General features: G+C 42.0%; 25 protein-coding genes and 1 tRNA gene. 12 read left to right on the plus strand and 14 right to left on the minus strand.

The window, feature by feature from the left end:
* Nucleotides 1-264: 264 nt before the first annotated feature.
* Nucleotides 265-1,680, plus strand: coding sequence for an inorganic phosphate transporter (locus G500_RS0111545; RefSeq protein ID WP_051203542.1), 1,416 nt, complete (start codon nt 265-267; stop codon nt 1,678-1,680).
* Nucleotides 1,681-1,768: 88 nt separating this feature from the next.
* Here the strand turns inward: G500_RS0111545 and G500_RS0111550 are convergent, their stop codons facing one another.
* Complete coding sequence (locus G500_RS0111550; protein WP_027002668.1) at nt 1,769-3,832, minus strand: M3 family metallopeptidase; 2,064 nt, start codon at nt 3,830-3,832, stop codon at nt 1,769-1,771.
* A gap of 194 nt (nt 3,833-4,026) precedes the next feature.
* On the opposite strand from G500_RS0111550, the gene G500_RS0111555 reads away from it, so the two are divergent.
* The gene (locus G500_RS0111555; protein WP_154657132.1) at nt 4,027-4,584 is read left to right on the plus strand and encodes a SiaB family protein kinase; all 558 of its coding nucleotides are present in this window, start codon (nt 4,027-4,029) and stop codon (nt 4,582-4,584) included.
* A 73-nt stretch (nt 4,585-4,657) separates the two neighbouring features.
* Here the strand turns inward: G500_RS0111555 and G500_RS23330 are convergent, their stop codons facing one another.
* The gene (locus G500_RS23330; protein WP_035757181.1) at nt 4,658-5,494 is read right to left on the minus strand and encodes an alpha/beta hydrolase; all 837 of its coding nucleotides are present in this window, start codon (nt 5,492-5,494) and stop codon (nt 4,658-4,660) included.
* Nucleotides 5,495-5,745: 251 nt separating this feature from the next.
* Here G500_RS23330 and G500_RS0111570 point away from each other — a divergent pair, with 251 nt between their 5' ends.
* The 4 genes from G500_RS0111570 to G500_RS23335 all read left to right on the plus strand — a co-directional run bounded on the left by G500_RS0111570 (nt 5,746) and on the right by G500_RS23335 (nt 10,957).
* On the plus strand, nt 5,746-9,171 hold the full coding sequence (locus G500_RS0111570) for a DUF4175 family protein (RefSeq protein ID WP_027002670.1): 3,426 nt from the start codon (nt 5,746-5,748) through the stop codon (nt 9,169-9,171).
* 136 nt (nt 9,172-9,307) lie between these two features.
* A complete protein-coding gene (locus tag G500_RS0111580) occupies nt 9,308-9,721 on the plus strand; it encodes an ATP-binding protein (protein ID WP_027002671.1) in 414 nt (137 codons plus the stop codon).
* A 9-nt stretch (nt 9,722-9,730) separates the two neighbouring features.
* Complete coding sequence (gene ybeY / locus G500_RS0111585) at nt 9,731-10,255, plus strand: rRNA maturation RNase YbeY (protein ID WP_051203492.1); 525 nt, start codon at nt 9,731-9,733, stop codon at nt 10,253-10,255.
* Nucleotides 10,256-10,387: 132 nt separating this feature from the next.
* On the plus strand, nt 10,388-10,957 hold the full coding sequence (locus tag G500_RS23335; RefSeq protein WP_051203494.1) for an AP2 domain-containing protein: 570 nt from the start codon (nt 10,388-10,390) through the stop codon (nt 10,955-10,957).
* A 42-nt stretch (nt 10,958-10,999) separates the two neighbouring features.
* Here the strand turns inward: G500_RS23335 and dnaG are convergent, their stop codons facing one another.
* The 11 genes from dnaG to G500_RS23340 all read right to left on the minus strand — a co-directional run bounded on the left by dnaG (nt 11,000) and on the right by G500_RS23340 (nt 19,149).
* Nucleotides 11,000-12,913, minus strand: a complete 1,914-nt coding sequence (gene dnaG / locus G500_RS0111595; protein ID WP_027002673.1) for a DNA primase — start codon at nt 12,911-12,913, stop codon at nt 11,000-11,002.
* Nucleotides 12,914-13,045: 132 nt separating this feature from the next.
* Nucleotides 13,046-13,423: a 50S ribosomal protein L7/L12 gene (gene rplL, locus G500_RS0111600; protein WP_027002674.1), complete on the minus strand. Its 378-nt coding sequence runs from the start codon at nt 13,421-13,423 to the stop codon at nt 13,046-13,048.
* A 160-nt stretch (nt 13,424-13,583) separates the two neighbouring features.
* The gene (gene rplJ / locus G500_RS0111605) at nt 13,584-14,114 is read right to left on the minus strand and encodes a 50S ribosomal protein L10 (protein ID WP_027002675.1); all 531 of its coding nucleotides are present in this window, start codon (nt 14,112-14,114) and stop codon (nt 13,584-13,586) included.
* A gap of 29 nt (nt 14,115-14,143) precedes the next feature.
* Nucleotides 14,144-14,842 (minus strand): 50S ribosomal protein L1, encoded by a 699-nt coding sequence (rplA, locus tag G500_RS0111610; RefSeq protein WP_027002676.1) that lies wholly within the window; start codon nt 14,840-14,842, stop codon nt 14,144-14,146.
* A gap of 149 nt (nt 14,843-14,991) precedes the next feature.
* Entirely contained in the window at nt 14,992-15,435 is a 444-nt protein-coding gene (rplK, locus tag G500_RS0111615; protein ID WP_027002677.1) for a 50S ribosomal protein L11, read from the minus strand.
* 238 nt (nt 15,436-15,673) lie between these two features.
* A complete protein-coding gene (gene nusG, locus G500_RS0111620) occupies nt 15,674-16,357 on the minus strand; it encodes a transcription termination/antitermination protein NusG (RefSeq protein WP_086047890.1) in 684 nt (227 codons plus the stop codon).
* 100 nt (nt 16,358-16,457) lie between these two features.
* On the minus strand, nt 16,458-16,649 hold the full coding sequence (gene secE / locus G500_RS0111625) for a preprotein translocase subunit SecE (protein WP_027002679.1): 192 nt from the start codon (nt 16,647-16,649) through the stop codon (nt 16,458-16,460).
* Nucleotides 16,650-16,880: 231 nt separating this feature from the next.
* Nucleotides 16,881-16,951: transfer RNA gene (locus tag G500_RS0111630), tRNA-Trp, on the minus strand.
* Between the two features lie 225 nt (nt 16,952-17,176).
* A complete protein-coding gene (locus tag G500_RS0111640) occupies nt 17,177-17,764 on the minus strand; it encodes a hypothetical protein (protein ID WP_027002681.1) in 588 nt (195 codons plus the stop codon).
* A gap of 33 nt (nt 17,765-17,797) precedes the next feature.
* Nucleotides 17,798-18,637 (minus strand): hypothetical protein, encoded by an 840-nt coding sequence (locus G500_RS0111645; RefSeq protein ID WP_027002682.1) that lies wholly within the window; start codon nt 18,635-18,637, stop codon nt 17,798-17,800.
* A gap of 92 nt (nt 18,638-18,729) precedes the next feature.
* Complete coding sequence (locus G500_RS23340; protein ID WP_245574484.1) at nt 18,730-19,149, minus strand: hypothetical protein; 420 nt, start codon at nt 19,147-19,149, stop codon at nt 18,730-18,732.
* A gap of 421 nt (nt 19,150-19,570) precedes the next feature.
* Here G500_RS23340 and G500_RS23345 point away from each other — a divergent pair, with 421 nt between their 5' ends.
* Both G500_RS23345 and G500_RS26470 read left to right on the plus strand, forming a co-directional pair.
* Complete coding sequence (locus G500_RS23345) at nt 19,571-20,056, plus strand: tetratricopeptide repeat protein (RefSeq protein ID WP_051203498.1); 486 nt, start codon at nt 19,571-19,573, stop codon at nt 20,054-20,056.
* A 60-nt stretch (nt 20,057-20,116) separates the two neighbouring features.
* A complete protein-coding gene (locus G500_RS26470; RefSeq protein ID WP_281169327.1) occupies nt 20,117-20,251 on the plus strand; it encodes a hypothetical protein in 135 nt (44 codons plus the stop codon).
* A 42-nt stretch (nt 20,252-20,293) separates the two neighbouring features.
* Here the strand turns inward: G500_RS26470 and G500_RS0111675 are convergent, their stop codons facing one another.
* Nucleotides 20,294-21,508 (minus strand): NAD(P)-dependent oxidoreductase, encoded by a 1,215-nt coding sequence (locus tag G500_RS0111675; RefSeq protein ID WP_027002683.1) that lies wholly within the window; start codon nt 21,506-21,508, stop codon nt 20,294-20,296.
* Between the two features lie 322 nt (nt 21,509-21,830).
* Here G500_RS0111675 and G500_RS0111685 point away from each other — a divergent pair, with 322 nt between their 5' ends.
* From G500_RS0111685 to ppk2, 4 genes are all read left to right on the plus strand, one after another.
* Nucleotides 21,831-22,577, plus strand: coding sequence for a BsaWI family type II restriction enzyme (locus G500_RS0111685; RefSeq protein ID WP_027002684.1), 747 nt, complete (start codon nt 21,831-21,833; stop codon nt 22,575-22,577).
* The gene (locus tag G500_RS0111690; RefSeq protein ID WP_035757185.1) at nt 22,574-23,824 is read left to right on the plus strand and encodes a TRM11 family methyltransferase; all 1,251 of its coding nucleotides are present in this window, start codon (nt 22,574-22,576) and stop codon (nt 23,822-23,824) included. Before G500_RS0111685 ends, G500_RS0111690 begins: the two co-directional genes overlap by 4 nt.
* Before the next feature lie 145 nt (nt 23,825-23,969).
* Nucleotides 23,970-25,079 carry a DUF4837 family protein gene (locus G500_RS0111695; RefSeq protein ID WP_161626124.1) on the plus strand — a complete coding sequence of 370 codons (1,110 nt, stop codon included), beginning with the start codon at nt 23,970-23,972 and terminating at the stop codon, nt 25,077-25,079.
* A gap of 54 nt (nt 25,080-25,133) precedes the next feature.
* On the plus strand, nt 25,134-25,979 hold the full coding sequence (gene ppk2 / locus G500_RS0111700; protein ID WP_027002687.1) for a polyphosphate kinase 2: 846 nt from the start codon (nt 25,134-25,136) through the stop codon (nt 25,977-25,979).
* Nucleotides 25,980-26,002: the final 23 nt, after the last annotated feature.

Below are 26,002 nucleotides of genomic sequence, written 5' to 3' on the forward strand. Positions count from 1 at the left end.
TGATACGCAAAAAATCAGAAAAACCCAATCAGAAAAGGGGCTTGCAGCAGCATTTGGAAAAATTGGATTTTTAAGGGCTATTCCTTTATTGAAAAGCAGGAAAGCCAAAAATAATAGGCTTTTTTTAGAAAATAGCGAGTAAAATTTGGGTTAGCAGCAAGGGCGAAAGTAGGAAATGAAATAACTTAACAGTTTTTTAACCGCCAAAGCTATAAAAATTGCCGAAAAGGGCTTTTTTTGCACCTTCAAAATCAAATCTTTTCTATGCTTGCTTTCCTTTCCGACATCTTGCCTACGGCAGACCTTAGCACGACGGCACTCGTCCTCTTTATCGTTTGTATCGTGGCAGTGGCAGCCTTCGAGTTTGTCAATGGCTTTCACGACACTGCTAACGCCGTAGCGACGGTCATTTACACCAAATCGCTCAAACCTGTGCCTGCCGTAGTTTGGTCGGGCGTTTGGAATTTTTTGGGCGTTCTCACAGGCGGAATTGCCGTAGCAATGAGCATTATCAATTTGCTGCCCTTAGATGGTTTGATGGATAAACCGCTTTATGAAAATATCGCCATTATTATCGCCATGCTCTTTACCGCCATTTTTTGGAACTTGCTCACTTGGTACTATGGCATACCTTGTTCGAGTTCGCATACGCTTATCGGTTCGCTTATCGGCGGCGGCTTAGGCTTTCAATACATTCATGGCGGCACAGGGGTAAATTGGAGCAAAGCCAGCGACATCGGACTTTCGCTGCTTCTTTCGCCTGCCTTTGGCTTTTCTATGGTGATTTTATTGATGTTTTTGATGCGTATTCTTATCAAAGACATCAAAATTTTTAAAGAACCCGAAGGCGATAGCCCGCCTCCTGTTTGGATTCGAGGTATTCTTATCCTAACCTGCACCGCCGTTAGTTATTCACACGGCTCAAACGACGGACAGAAAGGCGTGGGCTTGCTAATGGTTATCTTGCTCACCTTCGCACCTATGCAATATGCAATCAATACTGAAATAAATCCAACGCAGGTAAGTCAAAATCTGACCACTATCCAAGAGGTTCTCACACGTCAGGCAGAAAAAAATAGCCTCAAAGCTGCTGATTTGAACGCCAGCGTCGCCAAGATAGAAGGTATAAAATCTGACTTAGTGAACATTGCCACAGCCGACCAAAAGATGAAGTTTTCTGTTAGGAAGCGTTTGCAGGATTTACGTAAAAAAGAAGTAGGCGAATATGTAAAAGATGCAACCCTTATCAGCGACGAGCAAGACCGCAAGACCCTCAAAACTGCCCTTGCCGACCTTACTCCTTTCACCGACTTTGCTCCTTTTTGGGTAGTGCTGCTCATTTCCCTCTCTTTGGGTATCGGAACAATGATTGGTTGGAAAAGAATTGTGCTTACCATTGGCGAAAAAATTGGCAAGACGCACCTCACCTATGCACAAGGCGCAGCCGCAGAGATTACCGCCGCCACTACTATCGGATTAAGTACAGGCTTAGGGCTGCCCGTAAGTACCACACACGTACTTTCTTCGGGCATTGCAGGTAGTATGGTCGCTTCAAATGGCTTGCAAAACCTACAACGCGGCACTATCCGCAATATCCTTTTGGCTTGGATACTTACCCTGCCCGTAACAGTAGGATTGGCAGCAGCTGTTTTTGTGATTTTGTATAAAATTATGGTCTAAAAAATAGCATTTATACAGAGTTTAAACAGACTAAATTTTCTTATGTAGAGCAACCTGATAGAAAATTTAGTCTGTTCTCTTTTAATCGCTACAAACTTTTTAGGGTCTTTAAAAACGCCTCTTTGTTGGGCTTGCGTCCTAAAAAGTTTTCTAATAAAAGTTCCGCCTCTTGGCTTCCACCTCTTGAAAGGAGCGTCTGTTGGTACTTTTTGCCTATTTGGGGATTGAGCAATCCCTCTTTTTCGAAGACCGAAAAGACATCGTCTGCAAAGACCAAAGACCAAAGATAGCCATAATAAGCCGCTGCATAGTTGGTAAGATGCCCAAAGGCAGCCTCAAAATGTGTCCCTTCGAGGGGCTGATAAAAGGTAATACGCGCTTGTAGTTTTTTGAAAATTTCACCTAATTGTGTCGCATTTCCTTCTTCGGGATTGTATTGATGGTGCAGCGTCATATCATACGTACCATACAAAATTTGCTGTAAGGTATGCAAACCGATATTGACGTTTTTGGCTTTTTTCATTTTTTCGAATAAAGACAAAGGCAGCACTTCGCCTGTTTGGTAGTGTTTGGCAAAAAGCGAAAGGGTTTGGTAATCCCACGCCCAATTTTCGAAAAGTTGGGAAGGCACTTCTACAAAATCGCGCACCACGCTTGTGCCTGCCTGCGCATGCAAAGGCGTTTGAGAAAGAAGCTGGTGCAAGCCATGTCCAAATTCGTGAAAGAGCGTTTCTACCAAGTCGTGAGAAAGTAGAGAGGGCTGATTTTGAGTAGGTTTGGGGAAATTGCAGACCAAAGCGGTGATAGGCAGGTGTCGCTCGCCATTTGCCTTTTCATAACCTTTTACCACTCCAAAACAAGCGGCATGGCTATATTTATTCGGACGCGGATACAAATCGAGGTACAAAGTGCCGATTTTGCTTCCTGCCCAAGTGTGCAGGTGAAAGAGTTGTACGTCTTCGTGCCAAATGGCGTGAGGATTTTGCTGCGCCACGAAACGCACCTCGAAAAGGCGTTCTATGATAGAAAAAATGCCATAGATGACATTTTGAAGCTCGAAATATTGCTTTACCTGCTGCGATTCGACTTGATACTCGCTTTGTAGCAACTTTTCAGTGAAGAAAGACGATTGCCACGCCTTTACAGGCTGTTGTGCCTCCTTCTTTTCGGCTTCGGAAAGGGGGTTATTTTTTTCGTAATGCGCTAATTTTATTTGATTTAATTTTTCAAATTCTTTTTCTGCAATCTGACGCACTGTTTGTGCTAACTCATTTTCAAACTCCCAAACAAGAGCGGCTTTTTTCGCCATGCTATTTTCCAGACGGTAGTCGGCGTAGTTTTCATAGCCTAAAAGTTGCGCAATTTGCTTTTTGAGTGTAAGCATTTCTTGCAAAAGAGCGGGATTTTGGTCGGAAGCACGATTCAAGTATTTGAAATAGAGTTGCTTGCGTAAATCGTCGTCTTGCGCATACTTCATAAAGGGCTGATAGGCAGGATAGTCGAGCGTGATGGTGTAAGTGCCGTCTTGGTTGCGATAACGTGCCTTGTAATCTTGGGGCAGTCCTGCGGTTTGGGCTTCTGTTATGATAAGTTCACCTTTGCTTTGTGCAATATTTTTTAAAAAAGCATTAGAAATTTCAGCATGCTTATTTTTCAAAATTCCTAATTGCTCTCTTTTGGCGGCATCTAAGGCAAAGCCGTTTCGCTCGAAATCTTTGATGGTATCCTCTACAAATTTCTTTTGAGGGGCTTCCAAATTTTGCAGTTGGGGCAGTTGGCTATACATTTTTAGAGCCTGATACAAATTTTCATCTAAGGAAAGCTGATTGGCAAAAGCCTCCAATTTCAAGATGGCTTCATTCGCCTGCTGATAGACCGAAGGTTCGGGCGAAACATTTGCCAAAAGGTAGATGATGCCATAGACATCGGAAAAGGCAGCCAAAAGGCGGTCGTAGGCAGCAAAGGTGTTGTCAAAAGTTTTATCGAGGGTAGTAGTGTCAATTTGGGCAGTCGTATCTGTTTGCCTATAAAGCCCCTCTATACCTGCCTTTGTAGTGGCAATGATTTGTTCGGTGGCGGCAACTAAATGGCTTGCTTCTATTTTCGCAAAGGCAATATCTGCCTTGTTCGAGTAGAAAATGGGATTTTGCATATTGGGCTATCTATTTTTTCAGTAGGTCGGAATTTTTAGTAAGTCAGGATTTGGAAAAGCAAGGGCATTTTGTAGCTTTTCCGCGCATCTTCAAACAAAGATAAGGATAGTTTGCAAAAATCAAACTTATTCTTTATCTTTGAAAAAGACACCTTAGCGTCCCCATTTTTCACCTTCTACACCGTTTTTCCCACATGAAAGTTGCGCCCTTAGACCATTTGCACGCTCACTTACTACAACAGCACGTCCTTATGTCTTTCCATGGCGTGATGTCGCAAGAAATGCTTTCTTTTATTGCGGCTCAAATCCAAGCCTGCGAAACTGATATTATGTTGGGCAACCGCCTTTTTGCCGTAGTGATAGAATTGGCGCAAAACATTAGCAAATATTCCAAAGACCAACGCTTTTCGGTTTTGGAGCGCAAAAATATCGGCTTTGGGCTAATTGCTATCGTCGAAACCGAGCAGGCATACCACATTCACGCCAACAACTTATCCGACTTAGAACACATCAGCACCATCTTGCAGCGTTGTGCGCACATTAGCTCCCTTTCTCCCAACGACCTGCGCCGCTACTACCGTCAGCAGCGAAAAGTTCCGCGTACCGACGGTAAAAAGGGCGGCAATATTGGGCTTATCGAAATGGCACGCAAAGCCAGTCAGCCCCTTGAAGTCAAGACCTTTCCTACCCAAGAGGCTGATTTATTTTATTGCCACATAGAAGTAACCTTAGAGAAAAACCGAGCGCATTAGATTTTTTCTATCTTTTCACGCACTGTCTTTTCACGCTTTTTTTGTGTTTTTTATCTTTTTTCTCACAGGTTTCCTATTTTTTTGCCTGCTTACTACCCCAAATTCTTAGTCCGCGATACAGGGCTTGATGTAGCACTGTGGCGTGATTCTCTTGGGGCAGAAAAGCAAAATCGAGTGACGCGATTTTCATTTTTTGCAAACTTTGATACAATTTCTTAGCATCAGCCTCCATCACGCGCCCTTCTTTTCCTACCGCTACAAAGACGCTTTTCACAGTTGTAAAATCGGAAGGTTTGTTTTTTTGGTTTAGATAATTGAGTAAAGATTGATTATCCCACCAAAGACTTGGACTAACAATAAAATAATGCTGAAAAAGCTGCGTTTTTTTCAATAAAATTTCGGTAGCCACTAAGCCTCCCAAAGACTGACCTGCAAGTGCCTTGATGCCGTTGGTGCGATACTGCGCCGCAATATGGGGTTGTAATTCTTTTTCTATAAAGGCGATAAAGGCTGCCGAGCCGCCTGTGGTAGGGAAATCTTTTTTGTCCTTTTCAATCGTGGTAGGATAGGTAAAATCGCGTTTGCGGTCTGTATTGGCAATGCCGACCACAATCATTGGAGGCAAAAGTTGGTACATATTGAGAAACTGAACCAAACCCACTACATGCACAAAGTCCTCGTTGAAAGAACCATCTAAAAGATAGAGAACAGGATAGCGCAAGGTATCATTTTCGTTATATTCGGGCGGCAGGTAGAGATTGATGCCGCGCTCTTGCTGCAATATTTCAGATTCGAGGCGAAAAGTCTGCCCCAAAATCAGCGGCTCTGTAACTTTTTGTGCCGACAAGGAAAATGCCCCTGCCCAGAGGGTCATTGCCCAAAATAGGAGGGAATGGCGTATTTTTTTCATTTATTATTTTTATTTTTTTAAATAAAGAAAAACTGTTAGTAGAAAATGCGCTTGTAAGGTAGGCGATTTTTTTTGAAAGCGCAATAACAATTTTTAAGTCTTTCTTTTGGGGGCGCAACGTGCAAAAACCAACAAATCTTTTTATCTTTACGTATCTAAAACCCTAAGTCCCTCTTTTGGTTTTTAAGATAGCAAGCCTTTATGCCTTGTTTGCCTTTCTTGTTTCAACACACGCCTATTCTATTTTTCCTATGCCTACGCCCATTGAAAATGTATTTGCGAATCTGCAAGCCTACAAGCGGAAATACTACAAAAATATGCTCATCAAGGGAAGCATCTTAGCTGTCTGCGCCCTGATAACGGCGTTTGCAGTGGTGAACATGTTGGAATATTTTGGCAATTTTTCTACTACCCTACGCGCCAGCCTTTTTTATGGCTTCCTTGCCCTTAGCCTTACCTCGCTGCTTTATTGGGTCTTGATTCCGATTTATAGGCTCATCGACTTGCGTCGCCAACTAAGCGACGTAGAAGCAGCCAAAAATATTGGCTCACACTTTCCCGAAATAGACGACCGCTTGCTCAATGTCTTGCAACTGCATGGGCAGTCGGCAGATTTTGATAGAAATGCCCTTTGGCAAGCCAGCGTCAATCAGAAAGCCGCTCAAATTGCGCCCATTCCCTTTACAAGGGCGATAGATTACAAAAAAAATAGAAAGTATGTGCGCTTTCTTATCTTTCCTCTTTTTATCGTTGGTGCGCTTTTGCTAATAGACATCGACCTTTTTAAAGTTAGCACCGAGCGGCTTATCAATTACAATGAAAGCTACGCTCCCCAAGCTCCCTTTTCTTTTGAGCTAAAAAATCAGACCTTAGAGGCTTTTCGAAATGAAGATTTTACGCTTGAAGCGCACCTAAAAGGCAAGGCACTGCCCAAAGATGTCTTTATCTATTTGCCTTCGGGTAGGAAAATCAAGATGGAAAAGCAGGCTGACGGGCTTTATACCTATACTTTTAATAAAATTCAGAAACAAATAGACTTTGCCTTAGAAGGCGAAGGCTATCTTTCTAAAAACTATACCATTCTATTGCGCGAGCGTCCGCATATCAGTCAGTTTCAGATGCTTTTAGAATATCCTGCCTATATTGGTAAGAAAAACGAGCGAGTAGAAAACACAGGAAATGCCCTCATACCCGCAGGCACGCGCGTTAAGTGGCTTTTCCAAACCAAAGAAACCGAGCAAATTACGTTTGTCTTCGAAAGCGATTCGCTGCCACAAGCAGCAAAAGAGGTAGGCGAAGCTGTCTTTGAGTATGATAAAAAAGCCCTTACTTCTACCGCCTATCACATCAAACTCAAAAATCAGTATAGCCAAAATAAGGAGGAAATTAAATATTTCCTAAACGTTATTCCCGACGAGTATCCACAAATTTCGCTTACCGAATTTGAAGATACCCTCATGTACGACTATATCGCACTTGGCGGAGCGGTTTCCGACGACTATGGCATTTCTAAAATTGCGCTACACTACCGCATCAGCGACCCCAACGCACCCAATCAGCAGGCGAAATTTCAGACCTTGCCCATTGCACACAATAAAAATGCAATTAGTCAGCAGTATTTCTATCAGCTTGAATTGCAAAAATTAGGACTCAAAGCAGGGCAGCAGATAGAATATTTCACCGAAGTCTGGGACAATGACGGCATCAGAGGTAGCAAAAGCAGCCGCAGTGCAACTTTCCGCTTTGCCCTCCCTTCAAGCCGCGAACTAAAACAAGAGGCAGAGCAAGCCGCTTCACAGGCAGAGGCACAGATGAATGAAGCCCTTAAAGAAGCCGAAATTTTGCAGGAAAAACTCAAAGAAATGCAAGATAGATTAAAAGGCAAAAAAGAACTCTCTTGGCAGGACAAAAAAGCCTTAGAAGAACTCCTCAAAAAGCACGAGGAACTTTCTAAAAAAATTGACAAAATGAGTCAAGAAAACGACCTTCTCAACGAAAAAGAAGAACGCGCAGGGCAGAAAAAAAATGAGCGCGTAGCCGAAAAAGCCGAGCAACTCCAAAAGCTCATGGACGAAATGCTGGACGAGGAAACCAAAAAACTCTATGAAAAGCTCAACGAACTTTTGCAGGAAAATGCCAAATCGGAAGATTTGAAGGAGCTTTTAGAGCAAATTGAGAAAAAACAACTCAATGTAGAAAAAGAACTCGACCGCGCCTTAGAAATGTTCAAGCAGTTGCAGATGGATAAAAAGATGGAAGACATCGCCCAACAGTTGGAAGATTTGGCACAAAAACAAGAGCAGCTTGCCGAAGAAACCAAAAAATTGGACGAAAAACAAGCGGCTAAATCCGACCCCAAACAGGAAGACAAGCAAAATCAAGCCTTCCAAGAGCAAAAAGAAAAACAAGACAACCTCAATCAAGAATTTGAGCAACTCGAAAAGGAAATGGAGGAGCTAAAAGAAATGAACGAGGAACTGCAAAATGAGCGCGATTTGGACGATTTAGACCAAAATCAGGAGCAAATTGAGCAGGAGCAGCAGAAAAGCAGTCAAGAATTGGGCAAACAAAACAAGCAGAAAGCCGCCCAATCGCAAAAAAATGCTGCCCAAGAGATGAAAAAAATGGCACAAGAGATGCAGCAGATGGCACAATCTATGGAAATGCAAGCCATGCAGCAAGATTACGGCGACTTACGCGCCATCTTAGAAAATTTGCTCAAACTCTCTTTTGACCAAGAAGCCATCATGGAAGGCTTCCGCAACCTTTCGCCCAGCGACCCCCAATTTAATGTTTTGAGCCAAAAGCAGCTCAAATTGGTAGATGATGCCAAAATTGTAGAAGACAGTTTGCGTGCCTTAGCGAAAAAATCTTTCCAAATAGAAAGTTTCGTGATGCGCGAACTTACCGACATGAACGACTACATCGAGCAGTCCTTAAAATCGATACAAGACCGCCGAGCAGACATCGCCGCAGGAAAGCAACAGCGCACCATGACCTCTATCAACAACTTAGCCCTGATGCTATCCGACGTATTAGAGCAGATGCAGCAAATGATGTCGATGGGCATGCCGGGGCAGCAGATGTGTAGCATGCCGGGCAATAAGCCCAGTTTGGGGCAGATGCAACAATCGCTCAACCAGCGGATTCAGCAGTTGCAAAAAAGTGGCAAATCAGGACGCGCCCTTTCCGAAGAACTTTCCAAATTAGCCGCCGAACAGGAAGCCATCAGACGCGCCGTACAGGAGCAGATGAAGGCAGGAGGAAAGCAAAAAGGCAATCAAGGCGACCCCAATAACCCCGACGGCGAAGAGGGCGAAGAAAATGACGACAAAGAAGGTGGCTCAAAAGGCAATGGTACAATGGGTGAGCTTCTCGAACAGATGGAAAAAACCGAAGAAGATTTGGTCAATAAGCGCATCACACAAGAGCTTATCGAAAGGCAGAAAGAAATCATGACGCGCCTTTTGGAATCGGAAAAGGCACAAAAAGAGCGCGAACTCGATAAAGAGCGCGAAGCCGAACAAGCCAAAACCAAAAAGCGCGTGCCGCCCAACGACAATTTTTCCGACTATCTCAAAGAAAAAGAAAAGCAAATAGAGTTGCTCAAAACCATTCCGCCAGCCCTGCACCCCTACTACAAGCAGTATGTCAATCAGTATTTCAAAAAACTCTAATCGTTTGGGAAGCCTGCCCTCGAAAGGGCGGCTTTCCAAATGGCTTGCTTTTGTTTTGTTTTATTTGCGTATCTTTGCGAGCGTCTAAGCGCAATCCTAATCTTATCCAAGTCTTTCTCTTGTAAATTTTGGTAAAATGAAGCCTTTTACATTAAAAATCCCCTCTCTGACTGAAAACGTGCGCGTGGTGGAAAGCTATATCGAAAATGCACGTGATGCGTATGGTATCAATGAAAATATTTTTGCCAATGTGTTGGTAGCAGTTACCGAATTGGTCAATAATGCAATTATACATGGAAATAAAAGCGACAAGAATAAATTAGTGGAGCTTTCTTTGGAACTCGTTGGTGAAAAAAAACTGCGCTTTATCGTCAAAGACCAAGGAAAAGGCTTCAACCCCGATAATTTGCCCGACCCCACAGCTCCCGAAAATCTCTACAACCCCGGCGGACGTGGCATCTACATCATTAAAAATTTAGCCGACGAAGTATATTTTCACGACGAAGGTACTAAAATAGAACTTATCTTTCATCTGCACGATAAAAACTAATAGCCTGATATGCCCAATGCTGCCTCTGATAGCCTCTCTTTTGTTGGTGAAATAGATTTTTTCCAAGAACAAACAAACTTTGAAATAGAAAGTCCTATGCAAACGCGCGTCTGGCTTTCTAAAATCGCCGCTTCTTATCGTGCCACCATCAAGACGCTCAATTACATCTTTTGCAGCGACGAATATCTCTATGAAATGAACCTGCAATATTTGGGACACGATACCCTTACCGACATCATTACCTTTGATAACAGCGAAAAAGAGGCAACTGAAATAGTTAATACTACTGAACTTATTGACATCAATAAGGTTAAAATTGAGCAAGACGATTTTGCCGCCATCGAGGGCGATATTTTTGTGAGTGTAGAGCGTGTGCGCGAAAATGCGGCTGATTTTGGGGTATCTTTCGAAACCGAACTTCGGCGTGTCATGGCGCATGGCTTGTTGCACCTTTTAGGCTATGACGACCATAGCGAGGAAGAAGAAGCGGAAATGCGTGCGGAAGAAGACTTCTGCCTTTCTTTATGGCAATAAAATTGTCGTATGTAATAAAATCGCTTCTTTTGCCCAAACGAAATAGAGCAAAAAAACGTATTTTTAGGTGCGAAAAATAAAACCGCCGCCCTTACCCATTTTGTATAATTTCGCTCTAAATCTGAACCCTCGATGCACCTGCCCCTCACTAATTCAACTCAAAAAGTAAAGATTTGTAGAGAAGGTTTTTTATTTCTTAAAACAAAGGCACTTACTGAAGGCTGGCGACTACATTCGGCAGGCTATGCGGTCTTGCAATTTGTAAAAAATAGCAAAGTAGAAACTTTATACTTACATAAAATTTTAGCCAAAGAGTTTGTAAAAAAGCCCCCTGTCAGCCAACGCCTTTTCGTGCGCATGCTCAATTCCAATAAGCTCGATTGTAGGATAGAAAACTTAGAATGGGCGACCATGTCCGACCTGCGCCGCCACCAAAACGTGCATCAGACCCAAAACACAACCACTTATCGCGGCGTTTCCAAAGATGGCAGCCGTTTTCGCGCCGTTTTATACGATAAAGGCAAACGCATTTACTTAGGACTCTACGATACGCCCGAAGCGGCAGCGCAAGCCTATAATTTAGAGTCGTTGCGGCGTTTTGGCATCACCAATAGTTTGAATCATATCCAAAATACGCCCACCGAAGCAGCCCCAAATCCGCTTACAATCTTGGCAGTAGCCAAAAGTTTATTAGAAAATTGACATAAACATTTCAAGATTGTTTTTTAAGACTGTTTTTTGAAGTTATATCTTAGCGATTACATTTCCCAAATATTTGGCAATCTGCATTTCATCTTCTTTTATTTTTTGTTGGATTGCAAGAAGTTCCATCTGTGCTTCTATGCTTTCAGTTTCTTTTATTTTGTTTAAATTTTGATGAAAAAGATTTCTTAGTATTTGTAATTTCACATAGAGAACTTTTTTGAGCAAGACCTCGCCCAATAAATCCACTTCGTTGGGGACAAAAACATCTGCCTTTTTTTCCCAATTCGGGCTTAATTCATGCTTTTCCATCAAAAAATCGCTCACGATATAGCGCACTTCGGGGTCTTGCGATTGCAAGAGCAAGTCTGCGTCTGTTTTGGTGTTGTGTTTGAAAGCCTCTACAATCTGACGAAAGGCAGGCTTTGAAAAATCTATGCCGTCCATTTCTTCGAGCAAATACTCACAAACGCGCAAGTTGCCCAATTCCATCTGCCCATATCGCACCAAAAGCCGCACAATTTCTTCTTGTCTTAAAATATTTTTATCAGGCGTATGCGCTTTTTTCGATTCCGCTTCTTGGGTAGTGGGGCTTAAAGGTTCATTTTTTTTATGCTGAAAATTATCTATTTTTTGTTTATTCTGTTCTTTTTGTGTGATTTTACTGCCCTCTTGTCTTAAAATTTCTTCTTCTATTCCCAAAATATTGCTGCATGTTTGATAAAAGACCTGTCTTTTTATTGCATCAGGAATTTTAGCAATACTACCTACGATTTCGGTAATAACCTGCGCCTTTTTTAGTGGGTCTTGGGCAGTTTCTTGCAAGAAAAATTCTGTTTTAAAACGGATAAAATCTTTTGAATTTTTATCTATAAAATTTTCCAAAGCCAGTCCGCCTTGTTTTCGCACATAGCTATCGGGGTCTTCGCCGTCGGGAAGCAAGACCACTTTTACGTCCATGCCCTCGCTCAAAATGAGGTCTATACCGCGAAGAGCGGCGCGAATACCAGCAGCGTCGCCATCATACAAGACCGTAATTTGTGAGGTGAGCCTTTTGAGCAAACGGATTTGCCCTTCGGTTAGGGAAGTGCCAGAGGAGGCGACTACATTTTGAATCCCTGCCTGCGCCAAAGAAAGGACATCGGTATAACCTTCTACTAAATAACAGTTTTGTTTTTTTCTAATTTCACTTTTTGCTTGAAAAATACCATATAAAATTTCGCTTTTATGATAAATCTCGGTTTCGGGCGAATTGAGATACTTGGGTTTGTCATCTTTTTTGAGGGTACGCGCACCAAAGGCAATGGTTTTGCCTACCAAATTTTGAATAGGAAACATGACCCTGCCTCGAAAACGGTCGTATTTTTTTTGCTCCTCCTTTATGACCAATAGCCCTGCTTTTTCCAACTTCGCCTCGCTAAATCCCTGTTTAATAGCCTCTTGCAACAGATTATCCCAACTATCCGGACTATAACCTAATTGATATTTTTCAATAGTTTGTAAATTAAAACCGCGTTCTTTGAAATAGGAAAGTCCGATGGCTTTCCCTTCCTGACTTTTTGTCAGAAGGGAATGATAATGTTGGGTTGCAAAATTCATGACAATAAGCAAACTTTCCTGTTCCTGAAAAGCCAATTGTTCCTCTTCTGTTTGCGAAACCTTGCGCTCTATGATTTCAATATTATATTTTTTAGCTAAATAAACAAGCGCATCAGTATAGCTAATATTTTCCAGTTCCATCAAAAAAGTAATGGCATCACCTGCTTTTCCACAACCAAAACATTTGAAAATGCCTTTTAGCGGCGTAACAGAAAAAGAAGGAGTCTTTTCGTGATGGAAAGGACAGCACGCCCATAGGTTTTGCCCCTTTCTTTTGAGGGTCAGAAAATCGCCCACAACGTCCTCGATTTGGAGGGCGGTTCGGATTTGCTCTACTGTTTGGGAGGAGATGCGCATAAGGCGTGTAGATGGAAAGGGTAAATGATAATGTAATGCGATAGCATCTTGGGGCAAGGTACAAAAAAAGCACCCTATTTGAAAAATAAGGTGCTTTTTTACAAGCAAAGTTTTGCCAGAATGGGGTGAAAATTACTTCACTTCTACTTCTGCACCAGCTTCTTTCAACTTAGCCGCTAAGTCTTCAGCTTCGGCTTTGCTTACTTTTTCTTTGATAGGCTTAGGAGCTTCGTCAACTAATTTCTTAGCGTCAGTGAGGCTCAAACCAGTAAGGTCTTTTACAAGTTTTACAACTGCCAATTTAGCAGCACCACCTGACTTCAAGATAACGTCGAACTCGGTCTGTTCAGCAGCAGCAGCCTCGCCACCCGCAGCAGGACCCGCCATCATGATAGCACCACCACCCGCAGGCTCGATGCCGTATTGTTCTTTCAAGATGTCAGCAAGTTCGTTAGCTTCTTTAACGGTAAGATTTACAAGTTGTTCAGCGATAGCATTCAAGTCAGCCATTATGATATGAAATTTAGAGAGTTCGTGAAATGAGTTTGAAAAGAAAGTGCTTGGCTTGTAACAGAGCCGAAGCGGAGGGGCGGCACAGATTGGAAGCAAAAGAAGGCGTGGGCTTTAAATGAGTGCCATCATTAAAGCATACGAATAGGAAAGGCGCGGTTTAGCTTGCTTTTTCAGCAATACCCTTAACCATAGCCGCCACTCTGCCGCCACCACTTTTGATAGCTCCCACTACGCGACGTGCAGGCGATTGGATAAGCATAACCACTTCGCCGATAAGCTCTTCGCGAGATTTGAGGGTAGCCAAGGTTTCCAAGTTCTTCTCTCCGATAAAGAGTGAAGAATCGATGGAAGCCGCTTTAAAGAGGGGCTTTTCAGAGTTGAATTTCTTGCGGAACTCCTTGATGACTTCGGCAGGTGCTTTGCCCACTTCCGAGCCAAACATGATACCAGATGAGCCTTTCAAGTGGTCATAGACGGGTGCGTAATCTACGTCTAAGCGTTCTAAGGCTTTTTTGATGAGGGAGTTTTTTACTACCTGATAGCTAATGCCTTTTTCAAAGCAAAGACGGCGGAAGGCATTGATTTGTGCAACACTCAAGCCCGCAGTGTCTGTGATATAAAAGTAGGTAGTACCCGAAAGTTTTTCGGTCAGCTCATCAACGAGTTGTATTTTTTCTTCTTTAGTCATGATTTCAGAGGATTAGAGCGTTTGGCGAATTAAAGACCCTTGATAGAGTTTTTGTCTACTTTCACAGACGGACTCATGGTAGTAGTAAGGTGAATGCTTTTGAAGTAAGTACCTTTTGCAGAAGAAGGCTTCAAGCGAACCAAAGTTTGCAATAGCTCCTCTACGTTTTCTTTCAACTGTGCAGGGCTGAAAGAAGACTTACCGATGGAGGTGTGTACGATACCCGTCTTATCAACGCGGAAGTCGATTTTACCTGCCTTTACTTCTGTAACGGCTTTGGCTACGTCCATCGTTACTGTACCTGCCTTAGGGTTTGGCATCAAGCCGCGCGGACCTAAGACACGTCCCAACTTACCTACTTTTGCCATTACGGTAGGCATCGTGATGATGACATCGATATCCGTCCAGCCGCCTTCGATTTTTTGGATATAATCGTCTAAACCTACATGGTCTGCGCCTGCTGCTTTCGCCTCTGCTTCTTTATCAGGCGTAACGAGGGCTAATACGCGCACTTGCTTACCTGTTCCGTGTGGGAGGGTTACAACGCCGCGCACCATCTGGTCGGCTTTGCGTGGGTCTACGCCTAAACGCACATCCACATCAACAGAGGCATCGAACTTTGTCAGGCTGATTTGTTTTACAATTTCGGCAGCCTGTTCGAGGCTATACTCCTGTTGAGGGTTGTATTTTGCTAACGCTTCTTTGCGTTTTTTGGTTAATCTTGCCATGATGCGGATTCAGATTTGTAGTAATAACGATTGAAAATCAATCTCCTACGCGCTATTATTGGTCGCCTTTGTATCAGACAAACGCCCCAAGATAGCCTTTATGGAGAAGCGAAAAAGTGCAACTACACTTTTTCAGGATAGGGAAAGGCTTAGTTTTCCCAAGGTGCTTTGCCCGTAACGTTGATACCCATACTACGCGCCGTACCTGCTACCATTTTCATAGCCGATTCGAGGGTAAAGGCGTTCAAGTCAGGCATTTTAATTTCGGCAATCTGCTGCACTTGTTCCCAAGTTACGCTTCCTACTTTGTCGCGATTTGGAACGGCAGAGCCACCTTTGATTTTTGCCGCTTCCATCAATAGGTTTGGAGCGGGAGGCGTTTTGATAACAAAATCGAAAGATTTATCAGCATAAAGGGTAATGATAACAGGCAGAAGCTGTCCCATTCTATCCTGCGTGCGAGCGTTGAACTGCTTGCAGAACTCCATGATGTTGATACCTTTCGAGCCGAGTGCGGGACCTAACGGCGGCGAAGGGTTTGCCTGACCACCTTTAGCCTGCACTTTTACGTATGCTTTGATTTCTTTTGCCATGACTGTATAGAAGACTGTATAAGAAACGATAAGAGGTATTTGAGGCGATACAATTCGAGTAAGAGGGTCTTATTGTATCAAAAATGCGTTCTTGGGAAAAGGCAAAATCGAAGCTATCAGGTTGGGAAGCACAACATAGCTCAATTTTCCGACGTGGCTCAAAGAGTATAGAACGCATCAAGGAGCCGCGCTGCTTTTATGCCCTCACATCTCACAAGGTTTGGGCGCAAAAGCAAATTTATTCTGTATCTTCGCTTTCTGTAAATTTCACTTTTTCTACCTGCAAATAGCCTAGTTCGATAGGCTGCTGGCGGCTTCCGAAGATTTTGAAGCTCACTTTGAGTTTCTTTTTATCTTCATAGACCTTTTCTACAATGCCGTTCATAGAGGCAAAAGGACCTTCCATCACCTTGACCGACTCCCCTACGACAAAGTGAAGGTCGTCTGCGGTAGCGGTAGTTTCTTCGGCGGCTTCTAACCTGCCCAATATTTTCCTAACTTCGCTTTCGCGCATAGGCTTGGGCATATCGGTAATGGCTTCACCATCTACACGCAAAAAATTGATAACGCCGGGTACGTTTGTAATAAGGTGAATAAGCTCACCTGCATTAGAGAGTCCTAAGTTGGTCTGAACTAAGACATATCCGGGGAGGGTATTCTTTTCTACGACTACTTTCTTTACCTTGCCATCTTTGAGCCTACGGTGTTGGAAAGTCTTTTCAGTAGGAGCTACCACCTGCGCAATATACTCACCCAACTTATTGATATTCACTTCCTTTTCGAGGTAGAGCTTGACACTGCGTTCCTGTCCGCTTACCACTCTAAGCAGATACCACTCCAAGCGTGGTTCGCGTTTTTCCTCTTGTGCGGCATTTTTTTCTTTGCTCTGCGAGGTTGTTGTGTCGGTATTTTTTTTGCTCATCGCCTTGATAAAGTATGAGAAGGTAAAGATAAAAGTTGAAAGAAAGGGACAAAAGGGCTTGCACCGCGCTTGTTCTTTCCGTTATCAGGATTGATAAAGGTTAGAAAAGGTCGTAAAGGGCGGCAACGCCTGCTTGAAAACTCATATCCATGCCCTTGATGACAAGTGCAAAAATCAGAGTAGCGACTAAAACCACTACCGAGGTGCGCTGCAAATCTGCATATTTAGACCAGGTAACGTGTTCTAACATTTCGGTACGGCTTTCTTTCAAAAACTCGATAAAACGGTTCATAGGAAGTGCGTCTAAGGGTAAGACCTCTGTTGAAGATAGGGATAAAGCGACAAAGAAGAACAAACAGAAAAGAGAAGTGATACAAAAAGTATCAAAAATAAGGGTGAGTAAAGAATTGTGGCTCTTTACTCACCTAACTCATTTTATCTGCTCAAAAGACTTTTTTCTGCCTTTCTAATAAAGGTATTATTAAAAAGGTATAAACGTGCTTGTCTTTGTTTTGCTTTTTTGCACGGGTGCATGGATTCGAACCATGATCAACGGTTTTGGAGACCGCTATTCTACCGTTGAACTACACCCGTGTATATGGAAAGACCTATATACTGCATCAATTTGAGGAAACAAAAAGGCTTTTCTATTTACCTCTCTAATTGGACTGCAAAGTTAGGGCATATTTTTCGAAAAACAAATCTAAATCGAAAAAAAACGGAAAAAAGTTTGAAAAAAAATCGCTTTTGCGGCAACACCCTGAAAAACAAGGCATTAGAGATAAAAAAGCCCATCTTCTACCCCTGATTTTTTGGCTGCTATATGGGCAATTTCTTTCCGAAATAACGCTTGACAAAGTACCAAACCACTTTAAAGGCATAGGGCGCAATCCATTTGACTACAAAAGGTAGGGCAAAAGAAGACCCCAGAAAGATAGCCAAACTCCATAATTCTTGCTGCAAGTTTTCCGAAAAACTGCCTGTAATGATAAGATTGACAAAATCGTCTAACAGTTTGTAATTGACTCCTATAAAGATAGGCAGGGAAAAGAGAAAACCAATAAAACCCAAGCCGCGCTCCATGACGATAATAAAATCGTCGAGTGCCTTCAAATGAGTTTGATAGGCTTTTTCATAGGTTTGCGCCCATTCCGCCGTAGGGTAGCGGCGAATGTGCGGACAGTAAAACACAATATCGCCATCTAATTGAATAAAAGAATGAAATTGAAAAGCTATCGGGGCAGCTGCCGTCTTGGGCTGATACTCAAATTCTGTGCGGACGCTATAACCGCCCCGCCTGATGAAACGCACCAAGTAGCGAAAAAAATCAGGCAGGTAGGTAGCTAACACAAATTGGTGGCGCAAAGTGAGGAAGAAATCCCAAATATAGGTGAGCTTTTTTACCATATTCTTAGGTTTAAAAATAGTCAAAAAGCACGATTACTTGTCTTCTTTCTGCCTGCGCATGCTGGCACGTGTAGGTACGCCCATGCTGCCGCCTGCGCCTGCACTTCTGCCTGCGGCACTGCGCGTATTTTTGGTTACGGCATTGAAAACGCCCGAAGCCAAAGAGCCAATGGCTTTGAATAAGCCCTGCCACATTCGGATACCTGTGCTGATAGATTCTTGGTGCATCTCTATCATCATTCGCTGCTCCTTTTCAGTATGGCGCAAAAAGCGATTGGTCATATAAGAGGTAATATCGCCCTGCACCTGCACAACGGTTTGCAAGACAACGTGTTGCGTGCCAATTTCGCTCGCCTTTCGGATAATCGCAATTTGGTCGGCTTCTAAGGGTAGGTCGGCAATTTTATCAATTTGGTGGTCGGGATAGTCATTGTTCCACGCCCATTCTTGGTCGGGATAGAGTTCTTTTTGCAATTCTAAGACATCTATGATGCGCAGACTTTGGGTCTTGATGCGCGAAGCCATGATTTTACACTCTTTGGCATAGCGCAGAAGGTCTTGGTTGTCGGGTGCAGCTTCGATGGTATTGATAAAAAGTTCAATTTTTTTATCACAATACTCTATAATTTCAGAAAAACCCAACTCGCCGCCTGTGCGTTGGCTAAACTGCTCGTTGAGCAAATCTTCCGCTGTAACATCATACATGTAGTTTGTGCCATTGAACTCTACCAATTTGGCGCGATATTCTTCTGCCAAATCAAAAAGCTCGCGACGGTAGGAATTTGCTGTTACGCACAATATCTCATCTTTGATGATGGTATTGATTTCTAAGCGCAGCAAATCGGTCGCTAATTTATTTAAAAAATTTGCCATAGGAAACAGTTACAAGCCGATTTAGAAAAAGAAAGAACGCTTTGAAGGCTACGCGCCCTCCGCAAAGCGCAGCAGTGAGAGGGCGGGCGCACTTATTTTTTCTGTTCCTGATTTGTTTTTTTGAATAGTTCAATCAAAGACATAATTGCTTGAATGTTGCTATTGATAATTTCGTGTCCGCGCTCCTCTTTGTGGGCGTGAAAATTGCGCAACCATTCGTATTTGTCATAGACTAAATCGTTGCTGATGTGGGTCGTGATGTCGCCATCAATCAAATTGATGCGGCTATTCATCACCTTAAAATCCTCACCCTGACGGGGCGCAATTTCATTATCAACGGTTACATCAAATTCGCCGACAATGGTCTTGATTTCTAAGTTGGTTAAATCTACGATACGCTCTTGGACGTATTTGATGAAGTTTTCTAATTTATTGGCTTCATTTTTCGAAATTTCCTTGCCGCTATTGACCATTTGAATAGGAATGTAAGATGGAAAAAAAGAAGTTTGCAAAAATCGAGGGGGCTTTTGCTACCTCAAAGCCAAAAATACGTTTTTTTTCCAAATGCAGCAATTTTTTAAAAAAATATTTTGTCGGTAGGCTCTAAAAGGGAATTGAACTTTTCGCTTTCTTGTTGTGTTATTTGGGTAAAACTGCCCTTTTGGTAGCAAAGCCCTTTTTCGCGCCTCTTTTTGGGTCTAAGCCCGATTTGAAGCCAAAAAAAAGAAAGTGTGTTTCTAAAATTTGCTTTTTTGGGCTAATTTTTGCCCTTTGATAAGTGTTTTGCTGCTTCAAAACGGAAAAAGCCTTTTTTCTCTTTTTACCTTCATCTTTTTACCTTTGCCCTTCCACCTTCAAAATAAAAGTGTTATGCACACCCTTTGTCTTTCCTTTTCTAATTCTTTTACCTAACTTCCTTAACTTCCTACCGCCATGACACGAAAAGAAGAAATCTTAGACCGCCTCTTTACCCTGCTCAAAAACGCTCGCCAAGAAACTCGCGCCGAAGTGATTATCAATCAGATTTGGCAAATTTGGCTCGATAGCGGAGATGCCTCTCTCAATTTGATGATGAAAGAAGGCAATGAAGCCCTCACTGCGGGCAACTACAATGATGCCATCAAAATTTTTACCGAAGCCCTGCTCTACAAAGATTCCTACGCCGAAGCCTGGAACAAACGCGCCACCGCCTATTTTTTAAGGGGCAATTACAAACAAGCTCTCGAAGACATCAAAGAAACCCTCAAACGCGAACCGCGTCATTTCGGGGCTATGGCAGGAGCGGCACACATCTACGCCACCATCAGCGATATGGCAGCTCTTTTGGGTTCGCTCGAAAGTTTGTATGAAATCAATCCCTCGTATCCCAATTTGGCACAAAATATCAACACTTTGAAGCGAAAATTGGGACGCTCTTAGCAAAAAGCGCAGTTTTTGAAATTATTGCTTGTGTTCAAGTTTTAAAAATAGACATAAAAAATGAAAATTAGAAGCGGCAGAGGCTTGGCGAAAGTGGCATTTTTTGAGTTGGAAGACCGCCCTTTTCGACAAGCCCCCAAGACAAAGATGAAGGACTGCTTGCCGCCTGCTACTTTATTTTTATCCAAATTTTGAACGATTTTTCTATCTTACTTGTCCTATCTGGCTTTTCCTACCTTATTTGCCCTCTACATACGCCTGCAAGTAGGCAAACTTAGGCAAAAGGCTGCCTTTATCGGCGATAGTCGCATTTTCTACACGCTTTTCCGCATCTGCACCCAAAAGGTGAGGCAAAACTTGGGCTATCATTTCCCTACCAAAATCGCGTGAAGCATCACGTGGTAGTTCGCAAGGCAGGTTATCTACCGCCATAACGGTAATATTTTCTGGGCGCGAAAAGGCAGTTTCCTCTTTTTCTGTGGTCGGATTGTAGTCGTAATTGGGCTGGGCTATCGTGCTGGGGCGATGTGTAGAAGGAATCGAACCCTCGATATCGCAGGTAACGTCTGCAATGACTTTTATTTTAAAATCACTATGTCGCATTTCCTCCTTTGTAAAAAGGAGCGGAGCTTTCGGATTCCAATAAGCGGCAGCGATAAGCAAGTCGGTGCAATGCGCATATTTTAGAAAATCGCCCTTGAAATTTTCAGGGTGTTGATAAAATTCTTTCGCCTCAAAGGGTTGGTTTTCTTTGTGCAAGTGATAATCTTGTGAGCGCAGTTGGGTAAAAACGGCTTCTTCAAAGTGCTGGCTTAGATACGCTTGGGGGCTAACCTGCCTAATGCCTGCCATTTGGAGCATCTCTATTGCGCCTTTACTGACTCTGCCGCCGCCCGTTACGACTATCTTCACCGCAGGGAGTTTCACTTTTTCGAGTTCGAGTTTTAATTCCTGCATATCAAAACATTGGTGCGCAGGTTTTAAATCAAAAAGTTGCATTTTTTTTCCATAGGAAAGCAAACCATTATACGCGCCTACCAAACCTGCATACCTTCCAAAAGCTATCACGCGCTCGCCTTTTGCGTCTGTCAGCACTTCGTAATCTATCAGGCGTATGTTTTTTGCCAAAATTTCGCGCAACAAATTTCTATTATAGGGCTGCATTTTGATAGTATGCGAAAAGAAAAAATAGGTCTTTTCCGCCACCAAATTTGGAATGGGTACTTCTTTTACACCCAAAAGAATGTCTGCCTGCTCTAAATCGGCTTTTTCTACCAATCTACAACCTGCCTGCGCATATTCTGCATCTGAAAAACAGCGAATTGGGCTTTTTTCTACCCAAATTTCCACAGAAGGAAAAAGTTTTCGTACCTCTTGGCACTGTGTAGGGGTGAGGGCTACCCGTTTATCAATCGGAATTTTATCTTCTTTAATAAGGGCGATAATGCTCATCTGTGTGTGGTTTTAGGGTGTGTGAAAAATAGTAGGGCAAAAGTCTGAAAAAAAAATGACTTTTCAAGACTAAAAGCCGTCATATCCAAACCTATCAAAGCATTTAGAAGGTAGGCAGGCTCTATAAAAAGGCACAACTACGATAGCCTATCTTTTTATTCGTTTTTCTTGTGTTTGGAGATTTCACTTTGTCTTTCAAATCTCTTTTTTTTATTTTTCTTCTATTTTTTTCAAAAGGGCGTTACTTTTTGTGTTTTTGGGGTTATACTGGTTGGAAAACTTTGTAGAAAAAAAACAACCTGCCTACTCAAAACCAAACGATATGCTTGAAACCAATCAAAAAGTATTTGAAGACGTAGAAGGACGTTACTATTTTGCCCCTATCAGACAGAACTTTGAGAAAAAAGTAAAAGAACTTGGGGCAGAAAAGGCTATTTCTTACCTCACCGAAATTATGCAAAGCTCAACGGCAGAAGTTGAAAAGATTATCCAAAAACGTATCAAAAGTGGCGAAATAAGTGATGCCTCACAGACGAGAAAGGCAGTTGCAGGAAATGGTTTTCAAGGTTTGGTGGCTTATGCCCTAATTTATCTGCAAAATGAAGGCTTGATAAACAAAGACTTAGTAATTACACTAAAACCAAAGAAACACGAACTCATAGAAGATTATGCTACTATTCAGGTAGGAGATGATGTGCAAAAACCAGACGTGGATTTGATGGTTTATCACAGCAAAAAATTAGAAAAAGCACCTGTTTTGATTTTCTCAATGAAAACATCTTTGAGAGAAAGAGCAGGACAAACCTACAAATGGAAACTTCTAATGGATATTGCCACATCAAAAGACTGTATGCAAATCAAACAAAAATACAATTTGAGTTTTGAAGTAAAGGCAGATTTTAGAGTAGGGTTTATCACAACCAATTTTTATGATGAAATCACACAACCCCAACAAATAGGAATGTTGAATTTCTTTGATTTTGTGTATCTTACAAAATCAGGAAAATTCAAATCACCTATCAATGAGTTTTCAAAAATTGTGTCAGACCTCAAAACACTTTACAAATGATACTAACCGAAAAAAAATATACAGATTTTTCGTGGGACTTTGTAGGGGCAAATACCAAACAATTTACACATTGCTACCACAACTACCCTGCAATGATGATACCGCAAATTGCAGAACGTATTTTGACAAAATACGGTACGGATAGTCATTTACTTTTTGACCCTTATTGCGGAACAGGCACAAGTTTGGTTGAAGCTAATTTGAAAGGAATCAATGCAATAGGAACGGATTTAAACCCGTTGGCACGACTTATTGCCAAAACAAAAACGACTAAAATAAACCTACAAGTTTTAGACTTGTACCTCAAAGATTTTAATGATTATATATTTTCCTTAATGTTCAATTTTAACAATAAGGTAAGCGTAGTTATTCCGCAAATCAATAACATTGATTTTTGGTTTGATAAAGGCGTGCAAGAAAAATTAGCCATCATCAAAAACTTTATTGATAAAATAGAAGACGAAAATGTAAGCAATTTTTTCAAAATAGCATTTAGCGAAACCGTAAGAGAAAGCAGTTTTACACGAAATAGCGAGTTTAAATTGTTCCGAATGACAGCCGAACAAATGCAAAAATTCAACCCTGATGTTTTTGGTTTAATGCAGAGTAAATTAGCCCGAAATCACAAGGGGCTGAAATCATTTTTAGAGCAAAAACAAAATGCGACTTCACAAGTCTATGATTTTAATACAAGCAATGAAGTACAATATATTGAAAATGAAAGTGTTGATATTGTTGTAACTTCACCGCCTTATGGAGATAGTCGCACAACGGTTGCCTACGGACAATTTTCAAGACTTGCCAACGAGTGGTTAGATGTAGATAATGCCAACCAAATAGACAACAATTTAATGGGCGGAAAACGACAAAAAGAAGTTTGTAATTTTGACAGTTTGGCACTCAAAGAAAGTCTTGAAAAAATTGTGTTGGCAGACGAAAAAAGAGCCAAAGAAGTTTCTTCGTTTTATTACGACTATCAAAAGTCTATTGAAAACGTAGCCAAAACTATCAAAAAAGGTGGTTATGCCTGCTATGTTGTAGGCAACCGAAAAGTAAAAGGCGAGGTTTTACCGACAGACGAAATAACCAAAGACTTTTTTGAACATCAAGGTTTTTCGCATATAGAAACCATTATTCGTAACATTCCCAACAAACGTATGCCAAGCAAAAACAGCCCGACAAACGTAACAGGCAAGAAAGACGAAACAATGAACAACGAGTATATCGTAATAATGCAGAAAGAATAAAAATAGTTTGCTTTTTTCAATGCAATAATCTTGTTATTCAAAGCTACGCTTTATGCTAAAACTAACAAAACATTTTACTCACTTGCCTCTCCTCAAAAAACCTGTATTTTCCCTTTTGTTCATTATCCCCTTGTCCCAAGAAGCTATGATTACTGCAATTTCTTCTTTTTTAAAGTCAAAAACATTTGGATTGGCACTGCTGCTTCTCCTTTTGGCTACCTTTACCGCTTGCGAAGATGCGAGCAAAAAATATAAAAATCTCATACCCAAAGCCAGCGGCAGCCGCAGCGAGATAGTGCTGCTCATGGACGCAGGTAAGTGGAAAGGCGATTTGGGCTTACAAGTCCGCGAAGTGCTAATGGACCCGCTGCAAGGGGTTATTCACAACGAGCCACGCTTCAAACTCATCAAAGTAGACCCTACTTCGGGTAGCGATTTCCTAACCACTCACCATTCTGTCTTGGTTGTGTTGGCATTAGATAGCAAGTCGGCACAAAGCGAAGCCATCAAAAAATACTTTTCGCCCCAAGCCATCGAGCAGGTCATGCGCGATAGTGTGGCATATTTTATCTACAAAAAAGACGAGTTTGCGAAAGGACAAAACCTATTTTTTATCTGTGGTAAAAATGACAAACAAATTGCTAAAAGTTTGAAAGAAAACAGGCTCAAAATCCGCGAAGTCTTTGAAGCCTCCGAGCGAAAGCGCGTTTTGGCACTAAACCTAAAAGGAGGAAAAGACGAAAAACTTATGGAAAAGTATCAAAATCAACATGATTTTAAAATACAAATTCCGCTGGGCTATTTAGAAGCACAAAATCACAAAAAAGACGACCTTGGTTTTATCCTACTTCGCAATTTAGACCCTTTGGGCGATAGAAACCTTATCATTTCTTACCGCCCTTATACTTCTAAGGCACAATTTGAACCCGATAGCATCTTGGCATGGCGCGATTGGATAGGCAAGACCTTCATCAAAGACCCCGAACATGGCTCTTATATGGAAAGTCAAGCCGATATGCTTGCGCCTTTTTACCAAGAAATCAATCGAAATGGAAATTATAGTAGAGAAATGCGTGCGCTTTGGCGATTGAGTTCGCGCACCGCAGGTGGTCCCTTTATTTCGCATACCTTTGTAGATGAAAAACGAAATCGCATTTTTTACGTTGAAGGTTTTGTAGAAGCCCCACAAAGACTCGAAAAACGCGAATTGATACGTGATGTAGAGTCGCTCATTTGGAGTTTGCAACCCCTTTAAAAAGGCAAAAACCTTTTTCGTTCTTCTTTTTTCAACTTCAATTATTTGCCTTTTATGCAATTTAGTGAAGAAGACTTAGCCCTCCTTGCCACACCAAAGGGCGTAAAAGCCCTGCTAAAAGCCAAAAAAATCAACCTCAAATCCATTGTCAAGACGCTGCACTATGAACAAAGTCTTGAACTATTGCAAATAGAACTTGTTAAGATGCAACAGTGGATTATTAAAAACAACATTCGCTTGGCTATTATCTTCGAAGGCAGAGATGCCGCAGGAAAAGGAGGCGCAATTTTGCGCTTTACCCAGCACCTGATGCCACGCCAAACGCGCATTGTAGCCCTGCCCAAACCTACCGAATTAGAGCGCGGACAGTGGTATTTCCAACGCTACATTCCGCACCTACCCAACCCTTCGGAAATGGTCTTTTTTGATAGAAGTTGGTACAATAGGGCAGTGGTAGAGCCAGCTATGGGCTTTTGTACGCCCAAAGCCTATGAACGTTTTATGGAACAAGTTTCTGAATTTGAACATCTTATTACCGAAGATGGCATTATTCTTATCAAATTTTGGTTTAATTTGAGCAAAAAAGAACAAGCCAAACGTTTCGAGCAGCGTGCCAAAAATCCGCTCAAACAGTGGAAATTAAGCCCTGTGGATAAGCAAGCACAAGAAAAGTGGGATATTTTTACGCATTATCGCGAAAAAATGCTCGACAAGACGCACTTTAAGTTTGCCCCTTGGGTTGTGATTGATGCAGACGACAAAGAGGACGCGCGTTTGGCAGCGATTCACTACGTATTATCACAATTCGACTATGAAGATAAAAAACTTGAAAAGATAGATTTAGACCTAAAAAAAGACCTTGTTTCTATCTATCATCAAGATTTGAAAATGCACGATTAAGTTTTATCTTTTTATTTTTATTA

Origin of the sequence: Hugenholtzia roseola DSM 9546 (assembly GCF_000422585.1) — a bacterium.
Classification (GTDB): Bacteria; Bacteroidota; Bacteroidia; order Cytophagales; family Bernardetiaceae; genus Hugenholtzia; species Hugenholtzia roseola.

Excerpts from the sequence above, each read along its gene's own strand:
- G500_RS0111545 (WP_051203542.1), top strand. The coding sequence starts at position 265 with ATGCTTGCTTTCCTTTCCGACATCTTGCCTACGGCAGACCTTAGCACG.
- G500_RS0111550 (WP_027002668.1), bottom strand. The coding sequence starts at position 3,832 with ATGCAAAATCCCATTTTCTACTCGAACAAGGCAGATATTGCCTTTGCG.
- G500_RS0111555 (WP_154657132.1), top strand. The coding sequence starts at position 4,027 with ATGAAAGTTGCGCCCTTAGACCATTTGCACGCTCACTTACTACAACAG.
- G500_RS23330 (WP_035757181.1), bottom strand. The coding sequence starts at position 5,494 with ATGAAAAAAATACGCCATTCCCTCCTATTTTGGGCAATGACCCTCTGG.
- G500_RS0111570 (WP_027002670.1), top strand. The coding sequence starts at position 5,746 with ATGCCTACGCCCATTGAAAATGTATTTGCGAATCTGCAAGCCTACAAG.
- G500_RS0111580 (WP_027002671.1), top strand. The coding sequence starts at position 9,308 with ATGAAGCCTTTTACATTAAAAATCCCCTCTCTGACTGAAAACGTGCGC.
- ybeY (WP_051203492.1), top strand. The coding sequence starts at position 9,731 with ATGCCCAATGCTGCCTCTGATAGCCTCTCTTTTGTTGGTGAAATAGAT.
- G500_RS23335 (WP_051203494.1), top strand. The coding sequence starts at position 10,388 with ATGCACCTGCCCCTCACTAATTCAACTCAAAAAGTAAAGATTTGTAGA.
- dnaG (WP_027002673.1), bottom strand. The coding sequence starts at position 12,913 with ATGCGCATCTCCTCCCAAACAGTAGAGCAAATCCGAACCGCCCTCCAA.
- rplL (WP_027002674.1), bottom strand. The coding sequence starts at position 13,423 with ATGGCTGACTTGAATGCTATCGCTGAACAACTTGTAAATCTTACCGTT.
- rplJ (WP_027002675.1), bottom strand. The coding sequence starts at position 14,114 with ATGACTAAAGAAGAAAAAATACAACTCGTTGATGAGCTGACCGAAAAA.
- rplA (WP_027002676.1), bottom strand. The coding sequence starts at position 14,842 with ATGGCAAGATTAACCAAAAAACGCAAAGAAGCGTTAGCAAAATACAAC.
- rplK (WP_027002677.1), bottom strand. The coding sequence starts at position 15,435 with ATGGCAAAAGAAATCAAAGCATACGTAAAAGTGCAGGCTAAAGGTGGT.
- nusG (WP_086047890.1), bottom strand. The coding sequence starts at position 16,357 with ATGAGCAAAAAAAATACCGACACAACAACCTCGCAGAGCAAAGAAAAA.
- secE (WP_027002679.1), bottom strand. The coding sequence starts at position 16,649 with ATGAACCGTTTTATCGAGTTTTTGAAAGAAAGCCGTACCGAAATGTTA.
- G500_RS0111640 (WP_027002681.1), bottom strand. The coding sequence starts at position 17,764 with ATGGTAAAAAAGCTCACCTATATTTGGGATTTCTTCCTCACTTTGCGC.
- G500_RS0111645 (WP_027002682.1), bottom strand. The coding sequence starts at position 18,637 with ATGGCAAATTTTTTAAATAAATTAGCGACCGATTTGCTGCGCTTAGAA.
- G500_RS23345 (WP_051203498.1), top strand. The coding sequence starts at position 19,571 with ATGACACGAAAAGAAGAAATCTTAGACCGCCTCTTTACCCTGCTCAAA.
- G500_RS26470 (WP_281169327.1), top strand. The coding sequence starts at position 20,117 with ATGAAAATTAGAAGCGGCAGAGGCTTGGCGAAAGTGGCATTTTTTGAG.
- G500_RS0111675 (WP_027002683.1), bottom strand. The coding sequence starts at position 21,508 with ATGAGCATTATCGCCCTTATTAAAGAAGATAAAATTCCGATTGATAAA.
- G500_RS0111685 (WP_027002684.1), top strand. The coding sequence starts at position 21,831 with ATGCTTGAAACCAATCAAAAAGTATTTGAAGACGTAGAAGGACGTTAC.
- G500_RS0111690 (WP_035757185.1), top strand. The coding sequence starts at position 22,574 with ATGATACTAACCGAAAAAAAATATACAGATTTTTCGTGGGACTTTGTA.
- G500_RS0111695 (WP_161626124.1), top strand. The coding sequence starts at position 23,970 with ATGATTACTGCAATTTCTTCTTTTTTAAAGTCAAAAACATTTGGATTG.
- ppk2 (WP_027002687.1), top strand. The coding sequence starts at position 25,134 with ATGCAATTTAGTGAAGAAGACTTAGCCCTCCTTGCCACACCAAAGGGC.